Source organism: Arthrobacter crusticola, from assembly GCF_004357995.1.
GTDB classification, from domain to species: domain Bacteria; phylum Actinomycetota; class Actinomycetes; order Actinomycetales; family Micrococcaceae; genus Arthrobacter_D; species Arthrobacter_D crusticola.
In genome coordinates, this window is record NZ_SMTK01000002.1 from 740,846 (window position 1) to 755,501 (window position 14,656).

The following is a 14,656-nucleotide window of genomic DNA, read 5'->3' on the forward strand; positions in this document are numbered from 1 at the left end:
GCTCTGCATTCAGCTTCCCGGCTGCCCCGGCAGGCGGGTTCTGCAGTAGGAATTAGACGGTTCGTACCTGACTCGGTGCGGACCGAGACAGGAGAAATGTGGCCAAGGTCCGCGTACACGAACTCGCAAAAGAGCTCGGTATTACCTCGAAAGATGCAGTAGCAAAACTGCAGGAACTGGGCGAATTCGTCCGTTCCGCCTCCTCAACCATTGAGGCCCCCGTCGTGAAGAAACTTCGCGGCGCCTTCCCCGCCAACGGTGCATCCAAGACCGCCGCGGCCGCTTCGGCGCCCAAGGCTTCTGCGCCGGCACCAGCAGCGCCGGCCAGCGCGGAGCCAGCCCCGGCGGCTCCGTCACCGGAGCCCTCCACCCCCGCAGTTCCCGGCCCCGGCGCCCAGCCGAAGCCGGCAGACGCCGGGCAGGCCCCGGCACAGCAGGCCCAGGTTCCCGCGCAGGAGCAGGCTCCCGCTGCCAGCCCCTCACCGTTCTCCGAGCCGGCCGCCGCGCAGGCACCGGCCGGCGACGGCAGCCCGGCCGGAAACTCCCCGGCCGCCAAGCCCGGTGCCCGTCCGGCACCGCGCACCGCTGCAACCCCTCCTGCGGCAGGAGCGGCCCGTCCCGGCAGCACCCGCCCCGGTGGCGCACCGCGTCCGGGCAACAACCCTTTCGCCCCCTCACAGGGCATGGGCTCCCGGCGCGGCGACGGCGATCGTCCGGCCGACCGCACGGGCGACCGTCCCGGTGGTGGACCGCGTCCGGGCAACAACCCGTTCGCTCCCTCCCAGGGCATGCCCCGTCCGGGTGGACGCCGTGAGGACGAGCGCGGACCCCGCCCGGCGGCAGGTCCGGGCGGTCCCCGTCCGGCAGCAGGTGCAGGCGGACCCCGCCCGGCAGCAGGCGCCGGTGGACCCCGTCCGGGCGCTCCGCGTCCGGGTGCGCCCCGTCCCGCCGGTCCCGGCGGAAACCGTCCCACCCCCGGCATGATGCCGAACCGCACCGAGCGTCCCGCAGCCCCCGGCCGCGGCGCGCCCGGAGCGGGTGCAGGACCGCGTCGCGGTCCCGGTGGAGCCCCGGCCAGCCCCGGTGGAGCCCCCGCAGGCGGCGGTTTCGGCAAGGGCGGCCGCGGACGCGGCGGCACGGCCGGAGCCTTCGGTAAGGGAGGTGCCGGCCGCGGCAAGCAGCGCAAGTCGAAGCGTGCCAAGCGGCAGGAACTCGAGCAGATGTCGGCTCCCTCGCTGGGCGGCGTCAGCGTTCCCCGCGGCGACGGAAACACCGTCGTCCGCCTGCGCCGCGGTGCGTCGATCACCGACTTCGCCGACAAGATCGAGGCGAACCCGGCGGCCCTGGTCACCGTGCTCTTCCACCTCGGCGAAATGGCGACGGCAACCCAGTCACTCGACGAGGACACCTTCCAGGTGCTCGGAACCGAGCTGGGCTACCTGATCCAGGTCGTTTCCCCCGAGGACGAAGAGCGCGAGCTGCTCAGCAGCTTCGACATCGATTTCGATGCCGAGCTTGAGGCCGAAGGCGACGAGCAGCTTGAGGCCCGTCCTCCGGTCGTCACCGTCATGGGCCACGTCGACCACGGTAAGACGCGTCTCCTCGATGCCATCCGCAACACCAAGGTTGTCGAGGGCGAGCACGGCGGGATCACCCAGCACATCGGTGCCTACCAGATCCAGCACGAGATGGAGGACTCGGAACGCGCGATCACCTTCATCGACACCCCCGGTCACGAGGCGTTCACCGCCATGCGTGCCCGTGGTGCCAGCGTCACCGACATCGCGGTGCTGGTTGTCGCAGCGGACGACGGCGTCATGCCGCAGACCGTTGAGGCGCTCAACCACGCCCAGGCGGCCAACGTGCCGATCGTCGTCGCAGTGAACAAGATGGATAAGGAAGGCGCGAACCCCGACAAGGTCAAGGGTCAGCTGACCGAATACGGCCTGGTGCCCGAGGAGTACGGCGGCGACACCATGTTCGTCCACGTCTCGGCGCTCAAGGGCGACGGCATCGACGAGCTGCTCGAAGCGGTCCTGCTGACCGCTGACGCGGCGCTCGACATGCGGGCCAACCCGAACAAGGACGCCCGCGGCATCGCCATCGAGGCAAACCTCGACAAGGGCCGCGGTGCCGTTGCCACGGTGCTGGTCCAGTCGGGAACGCTGCGCGTCGGAGACACCATTGTCGCCGGAACGGCCCACGGACGCGTCCGTGCCATGTTCAATGAAAACGGCGATGTGGTCACTACGGCCGGACCGTCGCGGCCCGTCCAGGTGCTCGGTCTTTCCACAGTGCCCAGGGCAGGCGACACGTTCTTCGTCACCGACGACGAGCGCACCGCCCGCCAGATCGCCGAGAAGCGTGAGACCGCTGACCGCAACGCCGCCCTGGCGAAGCGCCGCAAGCGCATCAGCCTCGAGGACTTCGACCAGGCCGTGGCCGAGGGCAAGGTTGACACCCTCAACCTCATCCTCAAGGGTGACGTCTCCGGTGCTGTTGAGGCGCTCGAGGACTCGCTCCTCAAGATCGACGTCGGCGAAGGCGTGCAGCTGCGCGTCATCCACCGCGGCGTCGGCGCCATCACGCAGAACGACGTCAACCTGGCGACCGTGGACAACGCGATCATCATCGGCTTCAACGTCAAGCCCGCCGAGCGCGTGGCCGACCTGGCCGAGCGTGAAGGCGTGGACATGCGCTTCTACTCCGTCATCTATGCAGCCATCGATGACATTGAGCTCGCCCTCAAGGGCATGCTCAAGCCGGAGTACGAGGAGGTCCAGCTCGGCACCGCCGAAGTCCGCGAAGTCTTCCGTTCCTCGAAGTTCGGAAACATCGCAGGCTCGATCGTCCGCTCGGGGATCATCCGCCGCAACACCAAGGCCCGCGTCCTGCGCGAGGGCAAGGTTATCGGCGAGGGCCTCACCGTCGACTCGCTCAAGCGGTTCAAGGACGACGTCACCGAGGTCCGCACGGACTTCGAGTGCGGTATCGGCCTTGGGTCCTTCAACGACATCAAGGAAGGCGACACCATCGAGACCTTCGAAATGCGGGAGAAGCCCCGCGTCTAGCAGGTAGCACAGCACAGGCGCTCCGGGATCCGGGGCGCCTGTGCTGTCCGCCGGCCGTTCCGCGGCCGGCTCCACACTTTCAGCAGACCAGAGCAACAGGAGGAAGAGTAATGGCAGATCCGGCACGCGCTGCGCGGCTTGCACAGCGGATCAAGGTGATTGTCGCCGAGGCTCTCCGCCGCAGGGTCAAGGATCCACGGCTCGAAGCAGTGACCCTGACCGATGCACGCGTCACCAACGACCTCCAGCACGCCACCCTCTACTACACGGTGCTCGGTGACGAGGACGAGCAGCAGGCCACCCGGGCGGCCCTCGAATCCGCCCGCGGCATCCTGCGCGCCGAAGTCGGCAGGAACATCACGGCCCGGCTCACGCCGACGCTCGAGTTCGTTCCCGACGAGATTCCGGTGAACGCCGGCCACCTCGAGGAGCTCCTCCGGAAGGCGCGCGAACGCGACGCCGAGGTGGCGGCCATCGCCCAGGGCGCCGAGTTCGCCGGCGACGCCGACCCGTACCGCACCGCCGAGGAGCGCGACGAGGAGTCAAGCGAGGCTCCGCGCGGGCTTTAGGTTCGACTCCACCCGGCCGAACCGGTGCCCGCCTCCGGAGCACAGAAGGAACATGCGCAGAAGAAGCAGTTGACCGCTGGTCAGCTGCTTTTTCTGTGGGGGAGGCGGCTGAGGCCCTCAACGAGGGCGTCGGTATCGGTGCACAGGGCAATCCGGACCCAGCCCTCACCCCCGGAACCGAACGCCGTTCCCGGGGCCAGCGCCACCCCGCGGGTCTCCAGCAGGGAAGCGACCCACGCCCGGACATCGCCGCCGGAGGCGTGGGAGACATCGGCCCACAGGTAGAACGCCCCCTGCGCCGGCAGGTACGGAATATTGAGCTTCCGGAGCACCGCCGTGGCCGCGTCCCGGTTCTTCCGGTAGTGCGCCAGGGCATCGGTCACGTAGTCCTGCGGTCCGCTCAGCGCGGCGAGGGCGCCGTACTGGGACGGCGCAGAGACGCAGGAGACGGTGGCCTCCATGATGTTGTTCAGCAGCGGCTCCATGCCGGGCGGGGTGACCAGGGCGCCGATCCGCAGCCCCGTGAGGCCGTAGGTCTTCGACAGGGTCAGGGAGGTGAAGACCCTCGGGCTGCCGGCCTCCGCGGGGGCTCCGGGGCCGCCGGCGTCGAAGCGTGCCGGGCTCACATGCCCGACGTCGAAGGTGAACGCCTCGTAGCACTCATCGGAGAGGATCCACAGGTCCTGCCGCCGCGCGAGGTCCACCAGCGCCCGGGTCAGGTCGGCGTCGAACACGGCGCCGAGCGGGTTCGACGGCGAGTTGAGGACGAGCATCCGGGTGCGCGGGGTCACCAGCGCCTCGAGGTCTTCGATGCGCGGCTGGAAGCCGTTGTCCGGCAGCAGCGGGTAGGGGACGGCGACGGCGTGCACCAGCCCCGCCGTCATCGGATAGGTGGGATAGCCGGGGTTGGGGATGAGCACCTCGTCGCCGGGCCCGAGGAGGGTGCTCATCGCCAGGTGCAGCCCCTGCTGGGCGCCGGCGGTCACATAGACCTGCGAGGGGTCCACGGCCACGCCGTTGTGCTCAAGGAACCGGGCGGCAAAGGCTTCCCTCAGCGGGGCGATGCCCGCGTTGGGCGTGTAGTTCGTCTCGTCGCGGTCCAGCGCCGCCATCGAGGCCTCCAGGACGTGCCGGGCGACGGGGAACCCTGGCTCGCCGATGCTGAGCACGATGGAGTGCGGGGTGGCCCACGCGGCCTGGGTGATCTCGCGGATCTGGTTGACCGGAACTCGGCGGGCGTGGGCGGCGGGAAGCATAGGGGAATGCTATCGCCTGCCCCGCGCCGCGCGGGCGGCACCGGCCGGCGGGGAGCGCCCCGGGCTTCGCCCTATACTGGGAGGCGTGAATTCCGGGCAGGTCCACTCAGGGCTGATAATCGTGGACAAGCCCCAGGGCTGGACCAGCCATGACGTCGTCGGACGCATGCGCCGGCTGGCGGGCACCCGCAAGGTCGGCCACGCCGGCACCCTCGACCCGATGGCGACCGGAGTGCTGGTGATCGGCGTCAACCGCGCCACCCGGCTGCTCACCTACATCGTGGGCACCGACAAGACCTACACCGCCACCATCCGGCTGGGCCAGTCGACGATCACCGACGACGCCGAGGGAGAGATCACCGGAGGCAGCATCGCGGCCGCCGTCACCCCCGAAGACATCTCCGCCGGCGTGCGCGCCCTCACCGGGACGATCTCCCAGGTGCCCAGCAGCGTCAGCGCCATCAAGGTCAAGGGCCAGCGGGCCTACGCCCGGGTGCGCTCCGGGGAGGACGTCCAGCTCGAGGCCCGGTCCGTCACGATCTCCCGGTTCGAGGTCCACGACATCCGCCGCGTCAACGGCGGACGGCAGCAGGACGTCGACGTCACCGTCGAGTGCAGCTCCGGCACCTACATCCGGGCCCTCGCCCGGGACCTTGGGGAGGCCCTCGGGGTGGGCGGGCACCTCACCGCGCTGCGGCGCACCCGGGTGGGCCCCTACACCATCGAGGGGGCCTCCACCCTTGACCAGCTTGCCGAAAAGCTGACGCTGCTTGAGCTCGACGACGCCGGGCGCGCCCTGTTCCCGGTGCGGGAGCTCAGCGCCGCCGAGGCCGACGACGTCTCCCACGGCCGGAAGATCGCCGCCGGGCAGGAGGCCGGGCCGGTGGCGGCCTACTCGCCCGAAGGCACCCTTGTCGCCCTGCTCGAGAACCGCGGCCAGGATGCCCGGGCCCTCCTGGTCTTCGCGCCCGGAAACGGTCCGGCGTGATGGACGGATTCCTCCTGGCGGGCTCGGTGATCGGCATTGTCTCCGCCCTGCTGTGCATCGGGGCCGCGCTGCTGCGCCAGCCCCCGAACGACATCACCATCCTCTCCGTGGCCGCCGTCGAGCTGTTCCTGCTCGTCTATGCCGTGGTGGCCGGAGTGCGGCAGGCCGGGGGAGAGCCGGTACTTGGCGAGGCGTGGGAGTTCTGGGGCTACCTCCTGACGGCCCTCGTCCTCCCGGTCGGCGCCTTCTGGTGGGCCATCCTCGAGCGCAGCCGCTGGAGCAATCTCGTCCTGGCCGCCGCCGGGCTCGCCGTGTTTGTCATGCTGGTTCGAATGGAGCAGATCTGGGACGGAGTGGCAGGACTGTGAAGCACACCGGAGACGGCGGCGCCGGCGGCCCCGGCAACGCAGGCACACCCTCCGGCGGCGGGGCCAACCCAGCCGGCCGTTCCGACCGGGGAGGGGAGGCCCGGCGGACGCACGGCCCGGGCCGGCTGCTGATTGCCGTCTACGGGATCTTCGCCCTGGCCGCCTCCGCACGGGCCGCCTTCCAGATCGCCACCAAGTTCTCGGAGGCACCGCTGGCCTACCTGCTGACCGCCGGCGCGGCCGCCGTCTACGTCCTGGCGACCGTCTCGCTGGCCCGGCCCGGTGCCCGCTGGTATCGAATCTCCGTCGCCGCCGTCAGCGTCGAACTCATCGGCGTGCTGGGCGTGGGCAGCTTCAGCCTCCTCGACCCGCAGGCCTTCCCCGCCGACACCGTGTGGTCCGCCTTCGGCCAGGGCTACGGCTACGTCCCCCTGATCCTTCCGGTCCTCGGTCTGGCCTGGCTGTACCGCAACAGGCCTGCGGCCCCCGTCCCCGCCTAGAGTCCAGCGCCCTCTGCCCGGCCTCTGCCCGGCCCCGTGTGCCGCGGCCCGACCCGCCGGGCGCCCCAAGATCGCCCTTTCCGGTCCCTGTGCCGCGTGAGAGTATTGCGGCAGGAGCAGCAAGGACAGCGAGGAAGCGCCATGAGCACGAACATCCCGGACCCGCACGGCCGGCCAGGGACCAACACCCCGGGCTCGGCGGCTTCAGCATCCAGCACGGGATCGACCGGCAGCGGTCCCGTCAGCGGCGGAACCGGCATCGGCCAAGCCGGAACCCCACCCGCCGCCCGACCGCCCTCCACGCCTGCGCCGTCCCGCACAGCAGCCGGTCCGGCCACGGAGGGGACCACCAAGGACGGGACCACCAAGGGCCGGACCAAGGGCAGGGAGGGGACAAAATCCAGCGAGGGGATCGGCGGCAGCGACTGGAGCATGTTCCGCACCGTCGTCGTCCTCGTGGGCCTGATCCTCGCCGGCTTCGGCGCCTACTACCTGATCCTCGGCACCGCCGGCCTTCCCGACACCGACGCCCGGCCGGTCAACCCGACCCTTGAGAACCAGTTCCGCTTCTTCTCCGCCATGATGGTCGGCGTGGGCGCCGCCTTCGTCACCATCGCCGTGAAATTCCAGTGGGCCAACATGCTCTGGCTGGTCTGCCTCATGGTCTTCGCCGGCGGCATCGGCAGGGTGCTGTCCTGGGCGTTCTCGGGCACCCCCCACTACCTGCTGATCATCCTCATGGTCGTGGAGCTCGCCTTCCCGGCCGCCCTGCTGGTGTGGCACAAGTACATCACCAAGACCACCCAAATGCGGAAGGACTTCAGCTCCCGCAGCTGATGCCCCGCCGCGGTTTCTCCGAAGCTTTTCTCCGGCAAACGTGAAACGGCGGAGTGCGTATCGGCAATAATGGACAGTGGCGCTGCAGGGAACCGGACGCTCCGGCCCGCGCCGCGGAAAGCCGCAACGGCGAAGGAGATGCGTGTTCTACTGGAGAGACCTTGCCGATGTGCCCCACGATTTCGGCCCGTCGGTCCTCACGCTCGGAAACTTCGACGGTGTCCACCGGGGCCACCAGCGCGTGCTGGAGCACCTTGTGGAGGCAGCGCGGAAGCGCGACGCCGCAGCCGTCGCCATCTCCTTCGACCCGCACCCCGCCCAGGTCCACCGCCCCGACAGCGCACCTGCCCTGATCATGGGGCTCGAGGACCGGGTGCACACGCTGGCCGAGACCGGCATCGACGGCGTCCTGATGATGCACTACACCCTCGACCTCGCCTCCCACACCCCCGAGGAGTTCGTCGAGAAGGTCCTTGTGAACGCGCTCCACGCCTGCGCCGTCGTCATCGGCCATGACGTACGTTTTGGGCGCGGCAACAGCGGCGACCTCGAGACAATGCGCGCCCTCGGCCACCGGTTCGGCTTCGAGGTCCTCGCCATCGACGACTTCGCGGCGAGCGTCCCCCTGGCCACCGGTGACGGTGAGGCAACGCGCCGCTGTTCCTCGACCTGGGTGCGGGAATCACTTGAGGCCGGTGACGTGGAAACCGCGGCCCGGATCCTCGGACGCCCGCACCGGATGCGCGGCGAGGTCGTCCACGGGGCGAAACGGGGGCGCGAGATGGGCTTCCCGACGGCCAACCTCTCGAACGACGCCGAGGGCTACGTGCCGGCCGACGGCATCTATGCCGGCTGGCTCCTCGACGGATCGGGGACCCGGTGGCCCGCGGCCATCTCCGTCGGATCGAACCCGACCTTCGAAGGCGTCAGCCGGCAGGTCGAGGCGCACGTCATCAACCGTCCGGAGGAGGAGATTTCGGCCTTCAACCTGTACGGGCAGAGGATCGTCGTCGAGTTCGTCCAGCGGCTCCGGGGCCAGATCACCTACACCGGACCGGAAGCCCTGGCCGAGCAGATGTGGCTCGACGTGGACCGCTCGCGGCAGGTGCTTTCGACAGATCTGCAGGCCAGCGGCTAAACTGGAGGCTGAGATCCGGCTGCAGTCCGTGGTGGCTGGATTTTTGTGTGTCAGGCCTTCGTGCGGTCCGCTCCGGCGGACAGTCCGGCAGCCGGCCGAAACCTCTTATTCACGGTACAACTCTAGGAGTTACACGTGGCCCTTGACGCCGCTATCAAGCAGGAAATCATCAAAGAGTACGCCACCTCCGAGGGGGACACCGGTTCCCCCGAGGTGCAGATCGCGATGCTTTCCCGCCGCATCCTCGACCTGACCGAACACCTGAAGATGCACAAGCATGACCACCACACCCGTCGTGGCCTGCTTCTTCTGGTCGGACGCCGCCGTCGCCTGCTGGACTACCTGCGCGACACCGACATCACGCGTTACCGGACGCTCATCGAGCGCCTCGGCCTGCGCCGATAGGTTGCATGGAAGGCGGCGCCATCTCCTTAGGAGACGGAGCCGCCTTCCGCTTATGCCCGGTAGGTCCGGGTACACCACCGCAAGATAAACACTGGAGCCAGCAGGCACCGCGCATTCGCGGTCCTCGGTAGTGATCTCCGGGAGGCGGGCCGCAGAGGCTGCCGTCCCGTGGATCTCGATCGAAGACCGGGTGCACAGGCGGCCCACGAGGGGCCGCCCGACAATGGTGCCGACCGCCCCCACCACTAAGAAACGGAGGTGACTCTCTATGGAGGGTCCCGAAATCCAATTTGCTGAAGCCGTCATCGACAATGGCCGCTTCGGAACACGCACCGTCCGCTTCGAGACCGGCCGCCTTGCCCAGCAGGCCGCCGGTGCAGCGATGGTCTACATCGACGAAGACACCGCGCTCCTTTCGGCAACCACCGCCGGAAGCTCCCCGCGCGAGGGCTTCGACTTCTTCCCACTGACCGTCGACGTCGAAGAGCGCATGTACGGCGCCGGGCGCATCCCGGGCTCGTTCTTCCGCCGCGAGGGACGCCCCTCCACCGAGGCGATCCTCGCCTGCCGCCTGATGGACCGTCCGCTGCGGCCGGCCTTCGTCAAGGGCCTGCGCAATGAGGTCCAGATCGTCGTCACCGTGCTGGCGATCAACCCCGACGTCCGCTACGACGTCGTCGCCATCAATGCGGCCTCGATGTCCACCCAGCTCTCCGGGCTTCCCTTCTCCGGCCCGATCGGCGGCGTCCGCGTTGCGCTCGTCTCCGACGGCAGCGGAAGCGACCAGTGGATCGCCTTCCCGAAGCACTCGGAGCTCGAGAACTCCGTCTTCGACATGGTCGTTGCAGGCCGCGTCGTCGGTGACGACGTCGCCATCATGATGGTCGAGGCCGAAGCGACCGACAACTCCTGGAACCTCATCAAGGAAAACGGCGCCACGGCACCGACCGAGGAGATCGTCGCAGAGGGCCTGGAAGCGGCAAAGCCGTTCATCCGTGCCCTGTGCGAAGCGCAGTCGGACCTGGCCTCGCGTGCGGCCAAGCCGACCGTCGAGTTCCCCGTGTTCCTCGACTACCAGGACGACGTCTACGCCGCCGTCGAGTCGGCCGCCGCGCAGAAGCTCGCCGAGGTCTTCCAGATCGCCGACAAGCAGGAACGCAACACCGCCTCCGACGCCCTCAAGGCCGAGGTCCTCGAGTCCCTCGCCGGGTCCTTCGAGGGGCGCGAGAAAGAGCTTTCGGCAGCCTTCCGCTCGGTCACCAAGGCCGTCGTGCGCCAGCGCATCCTCAAGGACCAGGTCCGTATCGACGGCCGTGGCCTTTCCGACATCCGCAAGCTCACCGCCGAGGTCGAGGTCCTGCCCCGCGTCCACGGTTCGGCCATCTTCGAGCGCGGCGAGACCCAGATCCTGGGTGTCACCACGCTGAACATGCTCAAGATGGAACAGCAGATCGACTCGCTGTCCCCGGTGACGCGCAAGCGCTACATGCACCACTACAACTTCCCGCCGTACTCCACCGGTGAGACCGGCCGCGTGGGTTCGCCCAAGCGCCGTGAAATTGGCCACGGCGCCCTGGCCGAGCGTGCCATCGCCCCGGTCCTGCCGAGCCGTGAGGAATTCCCCTACGCGATCCGGCAGGTCTCCGAGGCGCTGAGCTCCAACGGCTCCACCTCGATGGGCTCGGTCTGCGCCTCGACGCTGTCCCTGCTCAACGCCGGTGTCCCGCTGCGGGCACCTGTCGCGGGCATCGCCATGGGCCTCGTTTCCGATGAGGTCGACGGTCAGACCCGCTATGCGGCGCTCACCGACATCCTTGGAGCCGAGGACGCCTTCGGTGACATGGACTTCAAGGTCGCCGGTACCTCCGAGTTCGTCACCGCCATCCAGCTCGACACCAAGCTCGACGGCATTCCCGCCTCCGTGCTGGCCGCCGCGCTGAAGCAGGCCCGCGAGGCCCGCCTCCACATCCTCGGCGTGCTCGAAGCCGCGATCGACGCCCCGGACGAGCTCTCCGAGTTCGCGCCGCGGATCATCTCGGTCAAGATCCCCGTTGACAAGATCGGCGAGGTCATCGGCCCCAAGGGCAAGATGATCAACCAGATCCAGGAGGACACCGGCGCCGACATCTCCATCGAGGATGACGGCACCGTGCTGATCGGCGCGACCGACGGCGGCTCGGCCGAGGCCGCCCGCGCGGCGGTCAACGCCATCGCAAACCCCCAGGTTCCCGAGATCGGCGAGCGCTACCTGGGCACCGTCGTCAAGACGACGACCTTCGGCGCGTTCGTCTCCCTCACCCCGGGCAAGGACGGCCTGCTTCACATCTCCGAGCTGCGCAAGCTCTCGGGAGGCAAGCGCGTCGACAACGTCGACGACGTCGTCGCGGTGGGCCAGAAGGTCCAGGTCGAGATCACCAAGATCGACGACCGCGGAAAGCTCTCGCTGTCGCCGGTGGTTGCCGAAGAGGCTTCCGACGACGCCGGCATCGAGCTCCCTGAGGTGCCCGCCGAGGACACCGTCAGCTAGGTGCCCGCAGTTCCGCCGCCGACGGCCCCGCCGTGGACTCCAGAGTCCACGGCGGGGCCGTTGGCCGTTTCCCGATCGACGCTCAACCCTGAGAGACCCCGATGTCACTGCCTTCAGCTGTTTCCCTTCCGCTGCTCCCCACGCCGCTTGCCGACGGTGAGAGCGGCGACCCGACGTTCGTAGCCGGCGACCCCGGCGGGGCCGTGGTCCGCCGCTCGGTGCTGCCCGGCGGCGTGCGCGTACTGACCGAGGCGATGCCCGGGCAGCGCTCGGCCACCATCGGGTTCTGGGTCGGGGTCGGCTCACGGGACGAGGCCGAGGGCGAGCACGGCTCCACCCACTTCCTTGAGCACCTGCTGTTCAAGGGCACCCGGAAGCGCTCCGCCCTGGAGATCGCCTCCGCCTTTGACGAGGTCGGGGGCGAATCAAACGCGGCGACGGCCAAGGAAAACACCTGCTACTACGCCCGGGTGCTCGACACGGACCTGCCCCTGGCCATCGACGTGATCGCCGATATGGTCACCTCGGCCGTCCTCGACCCCGAGGAACTCGAGCAGGAGCGCGACGTGATCCTCGAGGAAATTGCGATGGACAGCGATGACCCGGCCGACGTCGCGCACGAGGAGTTCGTCTCGGCCGTCCTCGGCGGCCACCCCCTGGGGCGCCCCATCGGCGGCACTCCCGAGGCCATCCGCGCCATCCCGCGCGACGCGGTGCTGGCACACTACCGCCGGTATTACACGCCCGCCGAACTCGTCGTCACCGCCGCCGGCGGCCTCGACCATGACACCGTCTGCCGGCAGGTGCAGGGGGCCCTCGAGGAGGCCGGCTGGGTCCTCGAGGAGGGCGCCGTGCCGGTGCCCCGGCGCCCGGGCAAGCCGGTCGAGATCTCCGGTGCGCCCGGGGTGCACGTGATCCGGCGCGCGGTCGAACAGGCCAACATCCTGATCGGCTGCCCCTCCCTGGTGGCCACGGACGAGCGCCGTTTCGTCATGAGCGTGCTGAACGCCGTGCTCGGCGGCGGCATGTCCTCGCGGCTGTTCCAGGAGATCCGGGAGAAGCGGGGCCTCGTGTACTCCACCTACTCCTTCTCGGCCTCCTACGCCGACGCCGGCTACTTCGCCATGTACGCGGGGTGCTCACCGGCCAAGACGGGACAGGTGATCGCCCTTCTGGGGGAGGAGCTTGACCGCCTTGCCCGCGACGGCATCAGCGAGGAGGAGCTGCGCAAGGCCGTGGGTCAGCTTTCCGGCGGCCTGGTGCTCGCCCTCGAGGACAGCAGCTCGCGGATGTCGCGCCTCGGCCGCTCCGAACTCGTCTCGGGGGAGTTCATCGACCTCGATGAGTCCCTCGCTCGGGTCCGTGCCGTCACCCCGGCCGAGGTCCAGGAACTGGCCGCGGAGCTTGCCGCCGCGCCGCGCACCACGATGGTCGTCGGACCCTTCGACGGTCCCGGGGACTTCGGGCTGTAGCCAGCCGGAGGCGATGCGCCCGGCGCGGGCGCGCTGGCCTGACCGCTGCGGCGGCCCGTGGAGCTGCCGGTCAGCCGCCGGCGAAGGGCGGCAGGACGTCGAGGATGTCCTGCTCGGCCAGGACCCGGCCGCGGTCGCGCAGCGCCACCTCGTTCAGCAGGAAGCTGCTGCGCCGCAGGACCTGCTCCATCGACGGGCTTTGGGTTCCGGCATAGCGGTCGCCGATAAGGGCCAGGATGTCGTCAACGGTGGCCCCGGCGCCGTCGAGGGTTTCCTCGGAGGTGCCCGCTGCCGCGCGGGCCGCACCGAAATAGCGGATCAGCATTCAGCCACCGATCGCGCTCATCGAGCGGTCGGGCTGGACGAAGCCCTCGGCACCGAGCCCGGTGCGGGCCATCCCATGCGCCTTGGGCTTGGCCCACATCGCCTCCTGCCACCGCCGGGCGATCGCGGCGTCGTCAGCGCCGGACCGCAGCAGTTCCCGCAGGTCCGTCTCCTCGCGGGAGAACAGGCAGCTCATCACCTTTCCCTCGGCGGTGATCCGGGTCCTGCGGCAGTCGGCGCAGAACGGCTCCGTGACCGAGGCGATGATGCCCACCGAGCCCACGACCGTCTCCGGTGCGCTGCGCCGCCGCACCTCCCACCGCTCGGCCGGTGCGCCGTCGCGGCTGCGAGGGTCGGCGGTCAGGACGAAGGCCGGTTCGAGCAGCGCGCGCATCTCGGCGGCCGTGATCATGCCGTCCCGGGTCCAGCCATGGTCGGCGTCAAGGGGCATCTGCTCGATGAACCGCAGCTCGAATCCGCGCGAGACGGCCCATTCGAGCAGGTCCGGGGCTTCGGAGTCATTGATGCCGCGCATCAGCACCGCATTGATCTTGACCAGACCCAGCCCCACCTCGGCAGCGGCCTCGATGCCGCGCAGCACCCGGTCGAGGAACGGACGCCGGGTCAGCTGGGCGAAGGTGTCGGGGTGCAGGGAGTCCATCGAGACGTTGATGCGGGTGAGTCCCGCCTCCTTCAGCCGGGCGGCCTTCTTGTCGAGCCCGAGCCCGTTGGTCGTCAGCGAAATCGGCAGACCGGGGTGGGCGGTGCGCAGGTCCGAGATGATCTCCACGAGGTCCGCCCGCACCAGGGGTTCCCCGCCGGTCAGGCGGAGCTCGCGCACCCCGAGGAGGTCGACGCCGATCCGCACCAGGCGCACGATTTCGGCGCGGGAGAGCACCTGGTCCTTCTGCAGCCAGTTGAGGCCCTCCGCCGGCATGCAGTAGGTGCAGCGCAGGTTGCACTTGTCGGTCAGCGACACCCGCAGATCGGTGGCGCGGCGCCCGAAGGTGTCGAGCAGGCCTCCGCCCGGATCCGTGGGTGCCGGGCCCGGCAGCCCGAGAGATATTCCCATAGTGAGAGGTTACGCCTTTTCCTATCCGCTCCAAGGGCGAATATGGAGCGCGGGGCGGAAGAGGCGAGTGGCTGGTCTTTCTTCAGGCCCGCCGGGAGGCCGGGGAGGCCCCCGGCGGACTAGGGTTGA

General features: G+C 69.5%; 13 protein-coding genes. 10 read left to right on the forward strand and 3 right to left on the reverse strand.

Going from position 1 to position 14,656, the window contains the following annotated elements:
• Nucleotides 1-98: 98 nt before the first annotated feature.
• Entirely contained in the window at nt 99-3,071 is a 2,973-nt protein-coding gene (infB, locus tag E2F48_RS07330; RefSeq protein ID WP_133403305.1) for a translation initiation factor IF-2, read from the forward strand.
• A 110-nt stretch (nt 3,072-3,181) separates the two neighbouring features.
• Nucleotides 3,182-3,640, forward strand: a complete 459-nt coding sequence (rbfA, locus tag E2F48_RS07335; protein WP_133403306.1) for a 30S ribosome-binding factor RbfA — start codon at nt 3,182-3,184, stop codon at nt 3,638-3,640.
• Nucleotides 3,641-3,720: 80 nt separating this feature from the next.
• Here rbfA and E2F48_RS07340 read toward each other — a convergent pair whose 3' ends face one another.
• A complete protein-coding gene (locus E2F48_RS07340) occupies nt 3,721-4,896 on the reverse strand; it encodes a pyridoxal phosphate-dependent aminotransferase (protein ID WP_133403307.1) in 1,176 nt (391 codons plus the stop codon).
• An 85-nt stretch (nt 4,897-4,981) separates the two neighbouring features.
• On the opposite strand from E2F48_RS07340, the gene truB reads away from it, so the two are divergent.
• The 8 genes from truB to E2F48_RS07380 all read left to right on the forward strand — a co-directional run bounded on the left by truB (nt 4,982) and on the right by E2F48_RS07380 (nt 13,131).
• A complete protein-coding gene (truB, locus tag E2F48_RS07345) occupies nt 4,982-5,884 on the forward strand; it encodes a tRNA pseudouridine(55) synthase TruB (protein ID WP_425455751.1) in 903 nt (300 codons plus the stop codon).
• On the forward strand, nt 5,884-6,252 hold the full coding sequence (locus E2F48_RS07350; RefSeq protein WP_133403309.1) for a hypothetical protein: 369 nt from the start codon (nt 5,884-5,886) through the stop codon (nt 6,250-6,252). Before truB ends, E2F48_RS07350 begins: the two co-directional genes overlap by 1 nt.
• Entirely contained in the window at nt 6,249-6,752 is a 504-nt protein-coding gene (locus E2F48_RS07355; RefSeq protein WP_246018565.1) for a hypothetical protein, read from the forward strand. Before E2F48_RS07350 ends, E2F48_RS07355 begins: the two co-directional genes overlap by 4 nt.
• A 141-nt stretch (nt 6,753-6,893) precedes the next feature.
• Nucleotides 6,894-7,589, forward strand: coding sequence for a DUF4345 domain-containing protein (locus E2F48_RS07360; protein WP_133403310.1), 696 nt, complete (start codon nt 6,894-6,896; stop codon nt 7,587-7,589).
• A 142-nt stretch (nt 7,590-7,731) separates the two neighbouring features.
• Nucleotides 7,732-8,727: a bifunctional riboflavin kinase/FAD synthetase gene (locus E2F48_RS07365; RefSeq protein WP_133403311.1), complete on the forward strand. Its 996-nt coding sequence runs from the start codon at nt 7,732-7,734 to the stop codon at nt 8,725-8,727.
• A gap of 135 nt (nt 8,728-8,862) precedes the next feature.
• On the forward strand, nt 8,863-9,132 hold the full coding sequence (rpsO, locus tag E2F48_RS07370) for a 30S ribosomal protein S15 (RefSeq protein ID WP_120166611.1): 270 nt from the start codon (nt 8,863-8,865) through the stop codon (nt 9,130-9,132).
• A 268-nt stretch (nt 9,133-9,400) separates the two neighbouring features.
• Nucleotides 9,401-11,659, forward strand: coding sequence for a polyribonucleotide nucleotidyltransferase (locus E2F48_RS07375; RefSeq protein ID WP_133403312.1), 2,259 nt, complete (start codon nt 9,401-9,403; stop codon nt 11,657-11,659).
• A gap of 101 nt (nt 11,660-11,760) precedes the next feature.
• Entirely contained in the window at nt 11,761-13,131 is a 1,371-nt protein-coding gene (locus E2F48_RS07380; RefSeq protein ID WP_133403313.1) for a M16 family metallopeptidase, read from the forward strand.
• Between the two features lie 70 nt (nt 13,132-13,201).
• Here the strand turns inward: E2F48_RS07380 and E2F48_RS07385 are convergent, their stop codons facing one another.
• Both E2F48_RS07385 and moaA read right to left on the reverse strand, forming a co-directional pair.
• Complete coding sequence (locus E2F48_RS07385) at nt 13,202-13,456, reverse strand: MoaD/ThiS family protein (protein WP_133403314.1); 255 nt, start codon at nt 13,454-13,456, stop codon at nt 13,202-13,204.
• Complete coding sequence (gene moaA, locus E2F48_RS07390; RefSeq protein ID WP_133403315.1) at nt 13,457-14,527, reverse strand: GTP 3',8-cyclase MoaA; 1,071 nt, start codon at nt 14,525-14,527, stop codon at nt 13,457-13,459. It lies immediately after the preceding gene.
• Nucleotides 14,528-14,656 lie beyond the last annotated feature (129 nt).